Origin of the sequence: Rhodoferax sp. U11-2br (assembly GCF_018619435.1) — a bacterium.
GTDB lineage: Bacteria > Pseudomonadota > Gammaproteobacteria > Burkholderiales > Burkholderiaceae_C > Rhodoferax.
This window is the reverse complement of sequence record NZ_JAHFZF010000015.1, coordinates 17,733-32,116: the sequence shown is the minus strand read 5'-3', so window position 1 is coordinate 32,116 and position 14,384 is coordinate 17,733. Positions and strand designations below refer to the sequence as shown.

The following is a 14,384-nucleotide window of genomic DNA, read 5'->3' as shown; positions in this document are numbered from 1 at the left end:
TAAGTAGCAAGAAGCGCTTGTTGCAAAAGGGCCAGAGGCTCAAACTGCTTGTGAAATCACGGTGCGCTCCACGAGCCGGTCATCACCCAGCACGATCATCGAAAACAGCAGCTCATCGAGCGTGGCCGCTTGTGCCGTGCGCCGCGCCAGCAAGGGCGTGGCTTGCGGGTTGAGCAGCACAAAGTCTGCCTCACAACCCGGCAACAGATTGCCCACCACACCCTCCAAGCCCAACGCCTGCGCCGCACCTGCGGTGTGTTGCCACCAGAGTTGCTGGGGCGACAGCGACAGGCCGGTTTTACCCCGCCCCTCGCGCCCCACGTAATAGGCCGCCAGCATGGTGTGAAACGGGCTGAAGCTGGTGCCGCCACCCACGTCATTGGCCAGGCCGTACTTGAAACCCACACGGTCGGCGCCGGCGTAGTCAAAAAAGCCGCTGGCCAAAAAGAGGTTGCTGGTCGGGCAGACCGCCGCTGCCGCACCGCTGTCGCGCATCAGGGCCCGGTCGGCATCGTCAAAGTGGATGCAGTGGGCGTACACCGAACGCTGGCGCAGCAGGCCAAAGTCGGCGTAAGTGGCCAGGTAGCTGCTGGAGGCCGGAAACAGCGCACGCGCCCAGGCGATTTCATCTTTGTTCTCAGCCACATGGGACTGGATCCAGACGTCCGGGTAACGTGCTGCCAACTCCCCCGCACCACGCAGCTGGGCGTCGGTGCTGGTGGGAGCAAAACGTGGCGTGATCGCATAACCCAGGCGATCCACACCATGCCAGCGCTGCAGCAGCTCTTCGGAGTCGATCAGGCTTTGCTCAGTGGCGTCGACGCGGCCGGGCATGGATGGCTGGTTCAGCAAGCTGGACGGCGCATGGCGGTCCATCAGGCAGAGGCCGGTCATCCAACGCAAATGCTGAGCTTGTGCCTCCACAAACAAAGCGTTGACCGAGGCCGGGTGTGAGGTGGCAAAGGTGAGCGCGGTAGTGACCCCGTTGCGCAACATTTCCGCTACAAAAAACTGAGCTGCCTGCGCACAGTATTCGGTGGCTGAGAAGCGATTTTCTTCAGGAAAGGTGTAATCCTCCAGCCACGGCAGCAAGCCATCGGCGGGTGAGGCAATCACATTGGTTTGCGGGTAGTGGCTGTGCAGGTCGACAAAACCCGGCGCGATGATGCGCCCCGGCCAGTGTTGCACCGGCAGCCGCGCGTAGTCGGCTTGCAACGCGTCATACGGTCCCAGAGCCAGCACCACCTGGGTGCCACTGGCGTTGGGCCCCACCACCAGCAGGCCGTCGGGCTCATAGACCACACACTGGCGCGGATCGGCCTCTGGCTTGAAATAAAGAAGGGCGGCACGGTAAGCTTTCATAGGCGCTGAGCTTACCTAATTTGTCCGGAAATCGTCGCCAGCAGGCGGCCTTGGGGGCCAACTGCGATAATCGCGGGATGAATTCCCAGCCCACTACCCCTCTTCTGACCCTCTGGCGGCCGATTTTGGCCATGCTGGTGGTGATCGTTTCGTCCAATTACCTGGTGCAGTTCCCGCTCAACGACTGGTTGACCTGGGGCGCCTTCACCTTCCCGGTGGCCTTTCTGGTGACCGATTTGACCAACCGAGCGGTCGGCAATGCGGCAGCCCGCCGTGTGGCCTGGGCCGGTTTTGCGATTGCGGTAGTTGTGTCGTTTGCCCTGGCGCCGTGGCGTATTGCCGTGGCCTCCGGTGCGGCCTTCATTGTGGGCCAGCTGCTCGACATCGTGGCCTTCAACCGCCTGCGCGCCGGATCGTGGTGGAAAGCACCGCTGATTGGCTCGGCCGTGGCATCGGTGGTCGACACCGGCATCTTCTTCTTTCTGGCGTTTGCGGGCTCCGACATGAACTGGCTGATGCTGGCCGCTGGCGACCTGAGCATCAAGTGGCTCATGGCCGCGGTGCTGCTGGCGCCCTACCGCGTGATGCTGCCGCGCCTGCAGCTGTGGGTGCCGGTGCGCTAAGCACCTGGCCACCCGACCGGCAACCCGCAAGTTGCCGGTTTTCCCTTCACACACCCCTCATTCAAAGGTTTCAAACAGCTCAGCCAACTGGTCTTGATAGGCCCGTTTGGCTGATGCATCGATGAAACTCGCCTCAAAACTGTTGCTTGCCAGCTGATAAGCGTGCTGCGAGCTCAGGCCCAATGCCGCAAAGGTCTGGGTGAAGTTCTCATTGATGTAACCACCAAAATACGCCGGGTCATCCGAGTTGACTGTGGCCACCAGACCGGCCTGCAGCATCGCACCCAGGTTGTGCTGCGCCAGCGTCGGGAACACACACAGTTTCAGGTTGGACAGCGGGCACACCGTGAGCGGAATCTGCTCACGCACCAGCCGCGCCACCAGCGCCGGGTCTCTCGTAGCTTGCACGCCATGGTCAATACGTTCAACTTTAAGCGCATCCAGAGCGCTCCAGATATAGGCTGGTGGCCCTTCTTCGCCTGCATGGGCAACCAAGCGCAGGCCCAGCTTGCGCGCTTTGGCAAACACCTCGGTGAACTTTTCAGGCGGATGACCCAGTTCGCTGGAGGCCAACCCCACACCCAACAACTTGTCGAGCTGTGGCGTGGCCTGTTCCAGCGCCTCAAAAGCCTCGGCCTGGCTCAGATGGCGCAAGAAACACAGGATCAACCCGGCGCTGATGCCCAATTTGGACCGAGCATCCACACAGGCGCGGTGCAGGCCGTTGATCACGGTGTCGGTGTCCACACCGTGGCCGGTGTGGGTCTGGGTGTCAAAGAAGATTTCGGTATGCACCACATGATCCGCCGCCGCACGCTCCAGGTAAGCCCAGGTCATGTCGTAGAAGTCCTGCTCGGTGCGCAGCACCTGGGTACCTGCGTGGTACACGTCCAGAAACTCCTGCAGGTTGCCAAACACATAGGCCCGTTTGAGTGCAGCCACATCGGCATAAGGCAGGCTCAAGCCATTACGGGCCGCCAACGCAAACATCAGCTCGGGCTCAAGCGAGCCTTCGATGTGCATGTGCAACTCGGCCTTGGGCAACACCCGCAGCAAGTCGGACAGTCGGTGGGCGGGAATGGGTTTGACGGTGTTCATGGCAATCCGTTTCATAGGTGGTTTGGCCAAGGCGTGAGCCAGGGCAACATCAAGACCGCCCGCAAGCGGCCAGTCAGTGAACAAAAAAGCCGCCCTCAGGCGGCTTTTTTGGGTGGGAACACCATAGTTTACTTGGCGCCCGGCACTTTGCCTTCCACACCCTTGACGTAGAAGTTGATGCCGCTGAGGAACTTGTCGTCTGCCACAGCATCCTTGGCCAGCACTTCCTTGCCAGCGCTGTCTTTCAGAGGACCTTTCCAGATCACGAAGGAACCGTCAGCCAGACCCTTCTTGACTTCTTCGACCTTGGTCTTGGTCTCAGCAGGCACGTCTTCAGCGATGGAGACGATATCGATCGCGCCTTCCTTCACACCCCACCAGCTGTGACCGCCACCCTTCCAGGTGCCGTCCAGCACTTCCTGGGTGGCCTTGATGTAGTACGGACCCCAGTTGATGACAGAAGATGCCAAGTGGGCCTTCGGACCATAAGCGGTCATGTCGGAATCCCAGCCGAAGGCGCGTTTGCCTTTGGCTTCAGCGGTTTTCAAGACAGCCGCTGAGTCGGTGTTCTGGAACAACACGTCGGCGCCGCCATTGATCAGGCTGGTGGCCGCTTCGGTTTCTTTCGGTGGGTCAAACCAGGTGTTCACCCAGACCACCTTGGTCTTGATCTTGGGGTTGCTGCTTTGGGCTCCGAGTGTGAAGCTGTTGATGTTGCGGATGACTTCCGGGATCGGCACCGAAGCCACCACACCCAGGGTATTGCTCTTGGTCATCTTGCCGGCAATCACACCGGCCATGTAGGCGCCTTCGTAGGTGCGGCTGTCATAGGTGCGCAGGTTTTCACCTTGTTTGTAGCCGGTGGCGTGTTCAAACTTCACGTCCTTGATGTCGGCCGCAATCTTGACCATTGGCTCCATGTAACCAAAGGTGGTGCCAAAAATCAGCTTGTTGCCTTGCCCAGCCATGTCGCGGATGACACGTTCGGCATCGGCGGACTCGGGCACGTTTTCCACAAACGTGGTGACGATCTTGTCACCCATGGCCGCTTCCAGGGCCTTACGGCCGTTGTCGTGGGCAAAGCTCCAGCCGCCGTCACCCACCGGGCCGACATAGGCAAAACCAATTTTCAGTGGTTCAGGCTTGGCTGGTGCGGGTGCGGACGCTGCCGGTTCTGGAGCGGCTGCTGGCGCAGGAGCCGGTTCCTCTTTTTTGCCACAGCCTACCAGCGCGGCAGAAGCCACGGCGGTCAGCGCAGCCACCTTGAGCAGCGTACGTTTTTGCAGATCAGTCATGTTGAATCCTTATCAAAGGGGTAACGACGGGTTGAAGAAAACAGTGATTATGAGCCCAGCGCAAACCGATTCGTCAAGGCTCAGGCGCCGGGATAAAAGGGCTTGCCAATGCTGGCTGGCATGTTGATGCGGATCCACTGCGGGTTGCGCGAAATCAGCGCCAACACAAGAATGGTTGCCAGATACGGCAACATGCTCAGGAACTGGCTAGCAATATCGACCCCGGTGCCCTGCAGGTGGAACTGCAACATCGTCACACCACCAAACAAGTAAGCACCAAGCAATACCCGTGCCGGGCGCCAAGTGGCAAAGGTGGTCAAGGCCAGCGCAATCCAGCCTTTGCCCGCCACCATGCCTTCGACCCACAGCGGCGTGTAGATCACCGAGATGTAGGCGCCAGCTAGCCCACACAGCGCGCCACCCACCACCACCGCTGCCAGACGGATACGACGCACCGGGTAACCCAGCGCATGGGCCGACTCGGGGCTTTCACCCACGCTGCGCACAATCAGGCCGCTGCGGGTGCGGTACAGGAACCAGATCAAGGCCAGCGCAAACAACACCGTCAGGTACACCAAAGGATGGTGGCGAAACAGCGCCGGGCCAACCAGCGGGATGTCTGACAGGTAGGGCACAGCGAACGACGCACGTTCGGGAATCCTGGCCTGCACAAAACTGGTGCCTACAAAGGCGGAGAAGCCGGTGCCAAACAAGGTGAGCGCCAAGCCGGTGGCGTACTGGTTGGTATTGAGCCAGATCACCAGCAGGCCAAACACCGCCGCCAGCGCGCCACCCACGACCATGCCTGCGGCAAAACCCAACCAGTCCGACCCGGTGCTGACCACCGTGGCGAAACCGGCGATGGCGGCACACAACATCATGCCTTCGGCCCCGAGGTTGACGATGCCCACCTTCTCGTTGATCAACAGCCCCAGCGAGGCAATGGCCAGCACCGTGCCCGCATTTAATGTGGCTGCCAACAGCAGCGCGTAAGACTCCATCACTCACTCCTGTTCTTTTGCTTTTGCCACACCAGGCGGTAGTTCATCAGGGTGTCGCAGGCCAACAGGCTGAACAGCAGCAGGCCCTGGAACACACCGGTAAGGGATTTGGTCAGCCCCAGACGCGACTGCGCCAGCTCACCCCCAATGTAAAACATGCTCATCAACAAGGCCGAGAACACCATGCCGACCGGGTGCAGGCGCCCGACAAAGGCGACGATGATGGCGGCAAACCCGTAACCCGCAGGCACATAAATGGTCAGCTGACCGATCGGCCCGGCCACCTCCAACGCCCCGGCCAGCCCGGCCGCCCCGCCCGAGATCAGCAGCGCCGTCCACAAGGCCTTGCGCGACGAAAAGCCCGCGTAACGCGCCGCCGCTGGTGCCAGCCCACCCACCTGCAGCGAAAACCCGGCACGGGTGCGAAACAGGAACACCCACAACACAGTCACACCCAGCAAGGCAAAAAACACCCCGATGCTCACGCGTGAGCCCGCAAACAGCCTCGGAATGTGGGTCACTGCCTCAAAGGTCTTGCTTTGCGGAAAGTTGAAACCCATCGGGTCTTTCCAAGGCCCGCCCACCAGGTAACTCAACAGCTGCACCGCCACATAGACCAGCATCAGGCTCACCAGAATCTCGTTGGCATGGAAGCGGTCACGCAACAAGGCAGTGATGCCAGCCCAGACCATGCCACCCAGCACCCCGGCGATCAGGATCGGCAGCACGATCCAGGCACTGGTGCCCGGCTCAGCCAGCAGCGCCACACCCGAGGCAAAAATGGCACCGATGATGTACTGGCCCTCGGCACCGATGTTCCAGACGTTCGAGCGGAAACACACGGCCAGCCCCAGCGCAATGATCAGCAGGGGTGTGGCCTTGACCAGCAGTTCACCCCAGGCGTAGGCGCTGCTGATGGGCAGCCAGAAAAACATCTGCAGCCCTTTGACCGGGTCTTTGCCCAAAGCCACAAACATCAGCGTACCAATGAGCACCGTGATCACCAGCGCCAGCAAAGGCGAGGCAAAGGTCCAGATTTTGGACGGCTCGGGACGCGCTTCAAGCTTCAGCATGACCCGCCTCCTGCACCACCACACCCGACATCTCGGCCAGATGCGCCTGCACCTCCACATCCCACAACCCACTCATCCATTCCCCAATCTTTTCAACCGTGGCCTGCGCCACCGGCACCGAGGGCGACAACTGGCCACGCGCAATCACATGCAGCCGGTCACACACCTCAAACAACTCATCGAGCTCTTCACTCACCACCAGCACCGCACAACCAGCGTCTCGCATCGCCAGAATCTCACCCCGAATCTGTGCAGCAGCGCCCACATCCACACCCCAGGTCGGCTGCGAGACGATGAACAGCTTGGGTTTGGCGTCAATCTCGCGCCCGACAATGAATTTCTGCAAATTGCCGCCCGAGAGTGAACGCGCCAGCGAGCGCGGCCCACCGGCCTTGACCTTGAAGCGGTTGATGATGTCGTCCGCCTGCGCCTCCAGCTGGCTGAGCCGCACCCAGCCCCCCAAAAAACGCGGGTAGGCGATCGCCTCCTGGCGTGTCAGCAACAGGTTGTGTGCCAAGGGCAAGGTCGGCACCGCGCCACGGCCCAGGCGCTCCTCGGGCACAAAATGCAGGCCCAGTTTGCGCCGGCGCCCCGGGTGCATCGCCGCTACATCGATGCGGCCCATGCGCACACTGCCGGGTTTGGCGCGGGTGTCTTCACCCGACAAGGCGCACAACAGTTCTTTCTGACCGTTGCCAGAGACACCGGCAATACCCACCACCTCACCGGCACGCACTTCAAAGGACACCGCTTCCAGGTCGACGCCAAACTGGTCCTCACGCGCCAGCGTCAGGTTGCTGACCCGCAGCACACTCGGGCCGGGGTCTTGCGCCCGGTGCGTCAGCTGCGGCGGCTCGGCGCCGATCATCAGCTTGGACAGGGAGGCATTGCTTTCCTGCGCCGGGTTGCAGACACCGGTGACCTTGCCACCGCGCAACACGGTGCAGGCATTGCAGAGTTCGCGGATTTCATGCAGCTTGTGGCTGATGTAGAGGATGCTGCAGCCCTCGCTAGCCAGTTTCTTGAGCACCACAAATAACTTGTCGACCGCCTGTGGTGTGAGCACCGAGGTCGGCTCATCCAGAATCAGCAACTGCGGGTTGGTCAGCAGCGCACGGATGATCTCCACCCGCTGCATCTCACCCACACTCAGGGTGTGCACCGGGCGCGTCGGGTCGATATCCAGCCCGTACTCAGCGGCCTTGACCTCGATATTGCGGGTCACTTCCGCCAGACTCAGTGTCTTGCTCAAACCCAGCCAGACGTTTTCTGCCACGGTGATGGTGTCAAACAAGCTGAAATGCTGGAACACCATGCTGATGCCCAGGGCCCGCGCCTCCTGCGGATTTTTGATGTGCACCGGCTGGCCATTGAACAGCACCGAACCCTCGTCGGGCTTGACCGAGCCATAGATGATCTTCATCAGGGTCGATTTGCCAGCGCCGTTTTCACCAAGCACCGCATGGGTTTCGCCGGGAAGCACCACCAGATTGACTTCACTGTTGGCCACCACGCTGGGGTAACGCTTGGTGATGCCGCTGAGTTGGAGTCGGGGAGTGGTCATGGACGGACGCGCAAGATGTGTTTCAGAAAACCGAGCAAAGGTGGGCGGAAAATGATTTTGGACGGAAGTGTATTGAATAAACCGGGCCACTCAGCGCCCAAAGCAACAATCAATTCAAAGCAAGGACAATGCCACCCTTGGCAAGGATCTTGCTCCAAACCTGCTAAAAACGCTCTTTTACCTGACACCAACCGCCGCCTTGTGGCCCCATGTTTATGCCCCATCCCGAGCTTTCCTTTGTGCACCGTGGTCAGATCATTCACTTGCGCGAGGTGCCACCGACCCGCACCCTGCTGCAACTGTTGCGCGACGACCTGGGCCTGACCGCCACCAAAGAAGGCTGTAACGAAGGGGATTGCGGCGCCTGCACCGTGGTGATCGGTGAACAACGTGGCGACCACCTGCACTACAGCGCGGTCAACAGCTGCATCCGCCTGGCGCATTCGATCCACGGTCTGGCGCTGTGGACCGCGCAGGACCTGAGTGCTGCCGACGGCAGCTTGCACCCGGTGCAACAGGCGCTGCTCAACCAACACGCCAGCCAATGCGGCTTTTGTACACCGGGGTTTGCCATGAGCCTGTTTGGCCTGTACCAGAACCAGGTTTGCCAGGGCAAACCTGTGAACCGCGAGGGTGCCCAGGAGGCGCTGTCGGGCAACCTGTGCCGCTGCACCGGTTACCGGCCGATTCTGGATGCCGCACAGCAGATGCAGACGCTGCCCCGGGTCACCCTCGACGAGGCTGAAATACTCTTAAAACTGGAGCAAATAGCCCATGTACCCAAAGGGCTGGAGGCCGATTTTTCTTATAAATCGCCCACCACACTGGCTGAGTTGTTGACCCTACGTGCAGCCCACCCGCAGGCGCAGATCGTCGCGGGTTGCACCGATGTGGGCTTGTGGATCAACAAGTTGCACAAGGACTTTGCCCAGGTGCTCGATGTGACCCGGGTGGCCGAGTTGCGCCAGATCAGCACCGACGACACCCACCTGCGCATCGGCGCGGCGGTGACGCTGACCGACGCTTTTGCCGCGCTGGTCCAGGACCGCCCTGCTCTCTCTGCTTTTGCCAATCGTTTTGCCGGGGCGCCCGTGCGCAACTCGGGCACGCTCGGTGGCAATGTGGCCAATGGCTCACCGATTGGGGACTCGATGCCGCTGCTGATTGCGCTGCAGGCGCGTGTGCAACTGGCCAGTGTGCGTGGCAGCCGCGAGCTGGCGCTGGAGGCGCTCTACACCGGCTATCGCCAGAATGTGATGGCAAGCGACGAACTGCTGACGCAGATCATCGTGCCCAAGCCCGAGCCCGGTGAACTGCTGCGGGTCTACAAAATCTCCAAACGCCAGGAGGACGATATTTCTGCGGTCTGCCTCGCGATTCGGCTGCAGGTACAGGACGGTGTTGTGAGCCAAGCCTCCATCGGCGTTGGCGGCGTGGCTGCCACACCGGTGCGCGCATTTCAGACCGAAGCCGCACTGAGCGACCAAGCCTGGACCGCAGCCACGGTAGAAACCGCTACCGCCACGCTGCGCCAGGAGTTCCAGCCGATCTCCGACATGCGCGCCAGCAGCGACTACCGCCGACAGGTGCTGGGCAACCTGATGCAGCGCTTCTGGTTGGAGAGCCAGAGGCAAACCCTTGTGACGCTGGCCGATCTGACGCTGGAGGGTCTATGAGCACCACCACCCAGAGCATCGGCCACACCGTGGCCCACGAAAGTGCCCGTGCACAAATCGCCGGCGCCGCCCCCTACATCGACGACCTGCCCGAGTTACGCGGCACCTTGTACGCGGCGCCCATCCTATCCACCGTGGCGCACGGCAGGATCAATGAGATCCATACGGCTGCAGCCCTTGCCTTGCCTGGGGTAGTTGCTATTGTTTTGGCAAGTGATGTGCCGGGCGACCCCATGCTGGCAGCCTTTGCCGGGGACGAGCCGGTGTTCGCCCGTGACACCGTCCAGCACATTGGCCAGGTGATTGGCCTGGTCGTAGCCAATGACGTGATGCTGGCCCGACGTGCTGCGCGGCTGGTCAAGCTCGACATCACACCGCTGCCCGCGATCCTTACGGTCCCCGACGCTCTGGCCGCTAAAAGTTATGTGTTGCCACCCGTGACGGTGGCCCGAGGTGACGCCGAGGCGGCGCTGGCCCGTGCGCCGCACCAACTCTCGGGCATGCTCGAAGTCGGTGGCCAAGAACACTTTTACCTGGAAGGCCAGATCGCCTACGCGCTGCCGCAGGAGCAAAACCAGTGGTTAATCTACAGCAGCAGCCAGCACCCGGGCGAGGTACAGCACTGGGCGGCGCATGCGCTGGGGCTGGACAACCACGCGGTGCGGGTTGAATGCCGCCGACTCGGTGGCGGATTTGGTGGCAAGGAAACCCAGGCCGGCCATCTGGCAGTGTGGGCGGCGGTGGCCGCCGCCAAGGTGAAACGCCCGGTCAAGTTGCGGCTGGACCGCGACGACGACTTTCTGATCACCGGCAAACGCCACCCGTTCAGTTACCAGTACACCGTGGGGTTTGATGACACCGGCCGCCTGTGTGGCCTCAAACTGATGATGGCTGCACACTGTGGTTTCAGCGCCGATCTGTCCGGCCCGGTGGCCGACCGCGCGATCTTCCACGCCGACAACGCCTATTACCTGCAGGATGTGGCCATCACCTCCTACCGGCTCAAGCTCCACACCCAAAGCCACACCGCGTTTCGTGGTTTTGGCGGGCCGCAGGGCATGATCGTGACCGAAACGATTCTGGGCGACATCGCGCGCCAGCTCGGGCTCGACCCATTAACCGTGCGCTTGTGCAACCTCTACAGCGATGAGCCGCTCAACCCTGCCGAGCCCGGCCTGCGCCGCGACACCACCCACTACGGCATGCAGGTGGAAGGCAATATCCTGCAGCCCTTGCTCTCAACACTGGAGCAGTCAGCCCAATACCAACAAAGGCTGGAAGCCATTTCCGCATGGAACAAGCAGCAGCAGACGCTCAAGCGTGGCATCGCCCTGACACCGATCAAATTTGGTATCAGCTTCACCGCCACGCTGTTCAACCAGGCTGGTGCGCTGGTGCATGTGTACCTGGACGGCAGTGTGCAGGTCAACCACGGCGGGGTCGAGATGGGCCAGGGCCTCAACACCAAGGTGGCACAGATCGTGGCCGACGAACTGGGTGTGCCGCTGGCCAAGGTGCTGGCCACGGCGAGTGACACCAGCAAAATCCCCAACGCCTCGGCCACTGCGGCCTCGGCCGGTACCGACCTCAATGGCCGCGCGGCCCAGTTTGCGGCGCGCCATGTGCGTGACAACTTGGCGGCTTTTGTCGGCGGGCTCGACGGTGTGGGCGCCGGTGCGGTCACCTTCCAGGGCGGCCAGGTGTTCACCCCCAAGACCACGCGCACGTTCGATGCGGTGGTGCAGCTTGCCTATGCCAACCGCATCCAGCTCTGGAGCGATGGTTTTTACCGCACGCCCAAGATCCATTACGACAAAACCACGCTGAGTGGTCGGCCGTTTTATTACTTTGCGTATGGCGCGGCGTGTACCGAAGTCGCCATCGACACCCTGACTGGCGAGAACAAGGTGATGCGTGTCGACATCCTGCACGACGTCGGTCGCTCCATCAACCCCGGGCTGGACGTGGGCCAGATCGAAGGGGGATTTGTGCAGGGCATGGGCTGGCTCACCACCGAAGAGCTGGTCTGGAATGACAAGGGTTTGTTAACCACCCACGCCCCCAGCACCTACAAGATCCCGACCGCGGGTGACATCCCCGCCCATTTCAAGGTCGATTTGTGGGACGCGCCCAACACCGAGGACAACGTCGGTGGCTCCAAAGCCGTGGGGGAACCACCCTTCATGCTCGCCATCAGTGTGTTTGAGGCGCTGCGCGACGCGGTGGCGCGTGCGCGGGATGATGGCGAGGTGGTGCAGCTCAACGCACCGGCGACACCGGAAAAACTGCTCAAAGCCCTGACACAGGCGCGCTGAATGGCCAGCCTGGGTGCACGGACCTGTCAGAAACGAAAAACGCCGCAGAAGCGGCGTTTGGATAGTTTGGGGAGGGACTCAGAAACCGGCGAGAGAGCGCAATGCACTCGGGTTGACCAGGTTCAACACCCGGCCCGAACCGCTGATCAGGCGTTTTTCACGCAGGGTGCGCAACACCCGCGAGAAAGTCTCTGGCGCAATACCGAGCTGCGCGGCAATGCTGCGTTTGCGCTGCTGCAGCTCCACCGCCAAATCACCCTTGGCACCAAAACGGGCATGGCTCAGCAGCCATTCGGCGCAACGTGCTTCGGCATCTTTGGCCAGACGGCTCATCGCAAATTCGGTCTGGCGACGGTGCGCCATCGCCACATCGGTCAGCACCGCCTGGGCAGAACCATGCATGTCGGCAATGGCTTTTTTGAAATCTGTGGTGGCAACCGAGCACAGTTGCAAGGGGGTGTCCGCCACCGCATCCACCAGATGTGGCAAACCCAGCACCACCGAGCTGGCGTCGAGCCAGCACGGGCCCTCCAACACACCAATCTGGTGTTCCATCTCCTCAGCGCCCATGACACCCAGCGCCACGCGGCCGGACTCGATGTAACAAACTTGATCCGCCTCAAACCCGCGGCGCAGCAGGACTTGACCACGGTTAAGGGTGCGCATTTGCGCCTGCGGATTGATGGTGTGTACTGAGAACATGGGAGTGACTGTGCCGTAATCCCAAGTTGACAACCTTGAGATAGATCAAACAAGGCCTGTTTTGACGCGAAACAACCACATCTTCACCTACAACATCGGGCTTCTGCCCGCTTTGCCCGGTATCGGGACCAGGCCATTGATGCGAACATGCCCCCTTCGAACACCACCGATTCCGACGACCATGCAGACCCTGCTGATCCACAACGCCCACTGCATCGCCACCTTTGACAACGCCGATCCCCTGGCCGCGCGCGAGTTGAGGGACGCCTCGGTGTTCATCCGTGGCAACACCATCGAGGCCATCGGACCTGCGGCACAGCTGCCAAACACGGCCGACGAGGTGATCAACGCGCGTGGCCATCTGGTGACGCCCGGCCTGATCAACACCCACCACCACATGACCCAGAGCCTCACCCGGGCTATTCCTGAGGTGCAAAACGCCGAGTTGTTTGGCTGGTTGCGTGGCCTGTACCCGATCTGGGCCGGGCTGACACCCGAAATGGTGCGGGTCAGCACCCAGATCGCGATGGCCGAGCTGCTGCTGAGCGGCTGCACCACCAGCAGCGACCACCTCTACATCTACCCCAATGGGGTGCGGCTGGATGACAGCATTGAGGCCGCCCAGGCCATCGGCATGCGTTTTGTCGCCAGCCGGGGCAGCATGAGTGTGGGCCAGTCGCAAGGGGGTTTGCCGCCCGATGCCGTGGTCGAGAACGAGGCGTTCATCCTCAAAGACACCCAACGCCTGATCGAGACCTGGCATGACCCACGTCATGGTGCGATGGTGAATGTGGCGGTGGCACCGTGTTCACCCTTCAGCGTAAGTCAAGATCTGATGCGCCAGTCGGCCCTGTTGGCACGCAACTACCAGGTACGCCTGCACACCCATCTGGCCGAGAACGACCACGACCTGGCCTACAGTCGCGAAAAATTCAATTGCACCCCCGCACAGTACGCACAAGACCTGGGCTGGCTCGGCCCCGATGTCTGGCATGCCCACTGCGTCAAGCTCGATGAGGCTGGCATCAGCCTGTTTGCAGCCACGCGCACCGGGGTGGCGCACTGCCCGTGCAGCAACATGCGCCTGGGCTCGGGCATTGCGCCGATCCGCAAGATGCTCAATGCCGGTGTACCGGTCGGCCTGGGAGTGGATGGCAGCGCCAGCAACGACGCCGCCCACATGGTCAACGAAGCACGCCAGGCCCTGTTGCTGGCCCGTGTGGGCCGGGCCATGTTGCCGCCAGAAACACGGACCCAGGCGGACGGTTCACAGCGCACTTTTTTTGGCTGTGATCTGGGGCCAGCCGAGATGACCGCGCGTGATGCGCTGACCATCGCTACACGCGGTGGCGCGCAGGTGCTGGGACGGCCCGACATTGGCCACCTGGCGGTCGGCATGTGTGCCGATCTGGCCTTGTTTGATCTGGAGACGCTGGCATTTGCCGGTGCGGCGGTGTATGACCCGGTCGGCGCACTGTTGTTGTGCGCCAGCCCACAAGCGGCTTACACCGTCGTCAACGGCACCGTTGTGGTGCGAAAAGGGCAACTCAGCACGCTGGAACTGGGCCCGTTGGTTGAGAGGCACAACCGATTGGCCCGCCAGCTAGCCAATTTGGTGCACTGAGACGTGCTGCGTTTTATGCAGCTACCAGCCATTTTTGCATAAGGGCTAGAA

Annotated in this window: 11 protein-coding genes; 4 read left to right on the top strand and 7 right to left on the bottom strand. The window is 61.6% G+C overall.

Annotation, left to right across the window (positions count from 1 at the left end):
• Window positions 1-39: 39 nt before the first annotated feature.
• Window positions 40-1,362, bottom strand: a complete 1,323-nt coding sequence (gene guaD / locus KKO72_RS11195) for a guanine deaminase (RefSeq protein ID WP_214938245.1) — start codon at window positions 1,360-1,362, stop codon at window positions 40-42.
• Between the two features lie 77 nt (window positions 1,363-1,439).
• Between guaD and KKO72_RS11190 the strand changes: the two genes are divergently transcribed.
• Window positions 1,440-1,985, top strand: coding sequence for a VUT family protein (locus KKO72_RS11190; protein WP_251140595.1), 546 nt, complete (start codon window positions 1,440-1,442; stop codon window positions 1,983-1,985).
• 57 nt (window positions 1,986-2,042) lie between these two features.
• Here KKO72_RS11190 and KKO72_RS11185 read toward each other — a convergent pair whose 3' ends face one another.
• The 5 genes from KKO72_RS11185 to KKO72_RS11165 all read right to left on the bottom strand — a co-directional run bounded on the left by KKO72_RS11185 (window position 2,043) and on the right by KKO72_RS11165 (window position 8,016).
• Entirely contained in the window at window positions 2,043-3,083 is a 1,041-nt protein-coding gene (locus KKO72_RS11185; RefSeq protein ID WP_214938243.1) for an adenosine deaminase, read from the bottom strand.
• 128 nt (window positions 3,084-3,211) lie between these two features.
• Window positions 3,212-4,378: a BMP family ABC transporter substrate-binding protein gene (locus KKO72_RS11180; protein ID WP_214938241.1), complete on the bottom strand. Its 1,167-nt coding sequence runs from the start codon at window positions 4,376-4,378 to the stop codon at window positions 3,212-3,214.
• Window positions 4,379-4,458: 80 nt separating this feature from the next.
• On the bottom strand, window positions 4,459-5,379 hold the full coding sequence (locus KKO72_RS11175; protein ID WP_214938239.1) for an ABC transporter permease: 921 nt from the start codon (window positions 5,377-5,379) through the stop codon (window positions 4,459-4,461).
• The gene (locus tag KKO72_RS11170) at window positions 5,379-6,452 is read right to left on the bottom strand and encodes an ABC transporter permease (RefSeq protein ID WP_214938237.1); all 1,074 of its coding nucleotides are present in this window, start codon (window positions 6,450-6,452) and stop codon (window positions 5,379-5,381) included. The genes KKO72_RS11175 and KKO72_RS11170 overlap by 1 nt, the downstream gene beginning before the upstream one ends.
• Entirely contained in the window at window positions 6,439-8,016 is a 1,578-nt protein-coding gene (locus KKO72_RS11165) for an ABC transporter ATP-binding protein (protein WP_214938234.1), read from the bottom strand. The genes KKO72_RS11170 and KKO72_RS11165 overlap by 14 nt, the downstream gene beginning before the upstream one ends.
• Window positions 8,017-8,225: 209 nt before the next feature.
• Between KKO72_RS11165 and xdhA the strand changes: the two genes are divergently transcribed.
• Together xdhA and xdhB are read left to right on the top strand one after the other, a co-directional pair.
• Window positions 8,226-9,692, top strand: coding sequence for a xanthine dehydrogenase small subunit (gene xdhA, locus KKO72_RS11160; protein ID WP_214938232.1), 1,467 nt, complete (start codon window positions 8,226-8,228; stop codon window positions 9,690-9,692).
• Window positions 9,689-12,007: a xanthine dehydrogenase molybdopterin binding subunit gene (xdhB, locus tag KKO72_RS11155; RefSeq protein ID WP_214938231.1), complete on the top strand. Its 2,319-nt coding sequence runs from the start codon at window positions 9,689-9,691 to the stop codon at window positions 12,005-12,007. The genes xdhA and xdhB overlap by 4 nt, the downstream gene beginning before the upstream one ends.
• 78 nt (window positions 12,008-12,085) lie before the next feature.
• Here xdhB and KKO72_RS11150 read toward each other — a convergent pair whose 3' ends face one another.
• Window positions 12,086-12,709 (bottom strand): Crp/Fnr family transcriptional regulator, encoded by a 624-nt coding sequence (locus KKO72_RS11150; protein ID WP_078363754.1) that lies wholly within the window; start codon window positions 12,707-12,709, stop codon window positions 12,086-12,088.
• Window positions 12,710-12,890: 181 nt separating this feature from the next.
• Between KKO72_RS11150 and KKO72_RS11145 the strand changes: the two genes are divergently transcribed.
• A complete protein-coding gene (locus KKO72_RS11145; RefSeq protein ID WP_214938229.1) occupies window positions 12,891-14,333 on the top strand; it encodes an 8-oxoguanine deaminase in 1,443 nt (480 codons plus the stop codon).
• Window positions 14,334-14,384: the final 51 nt, after the last annotated feature.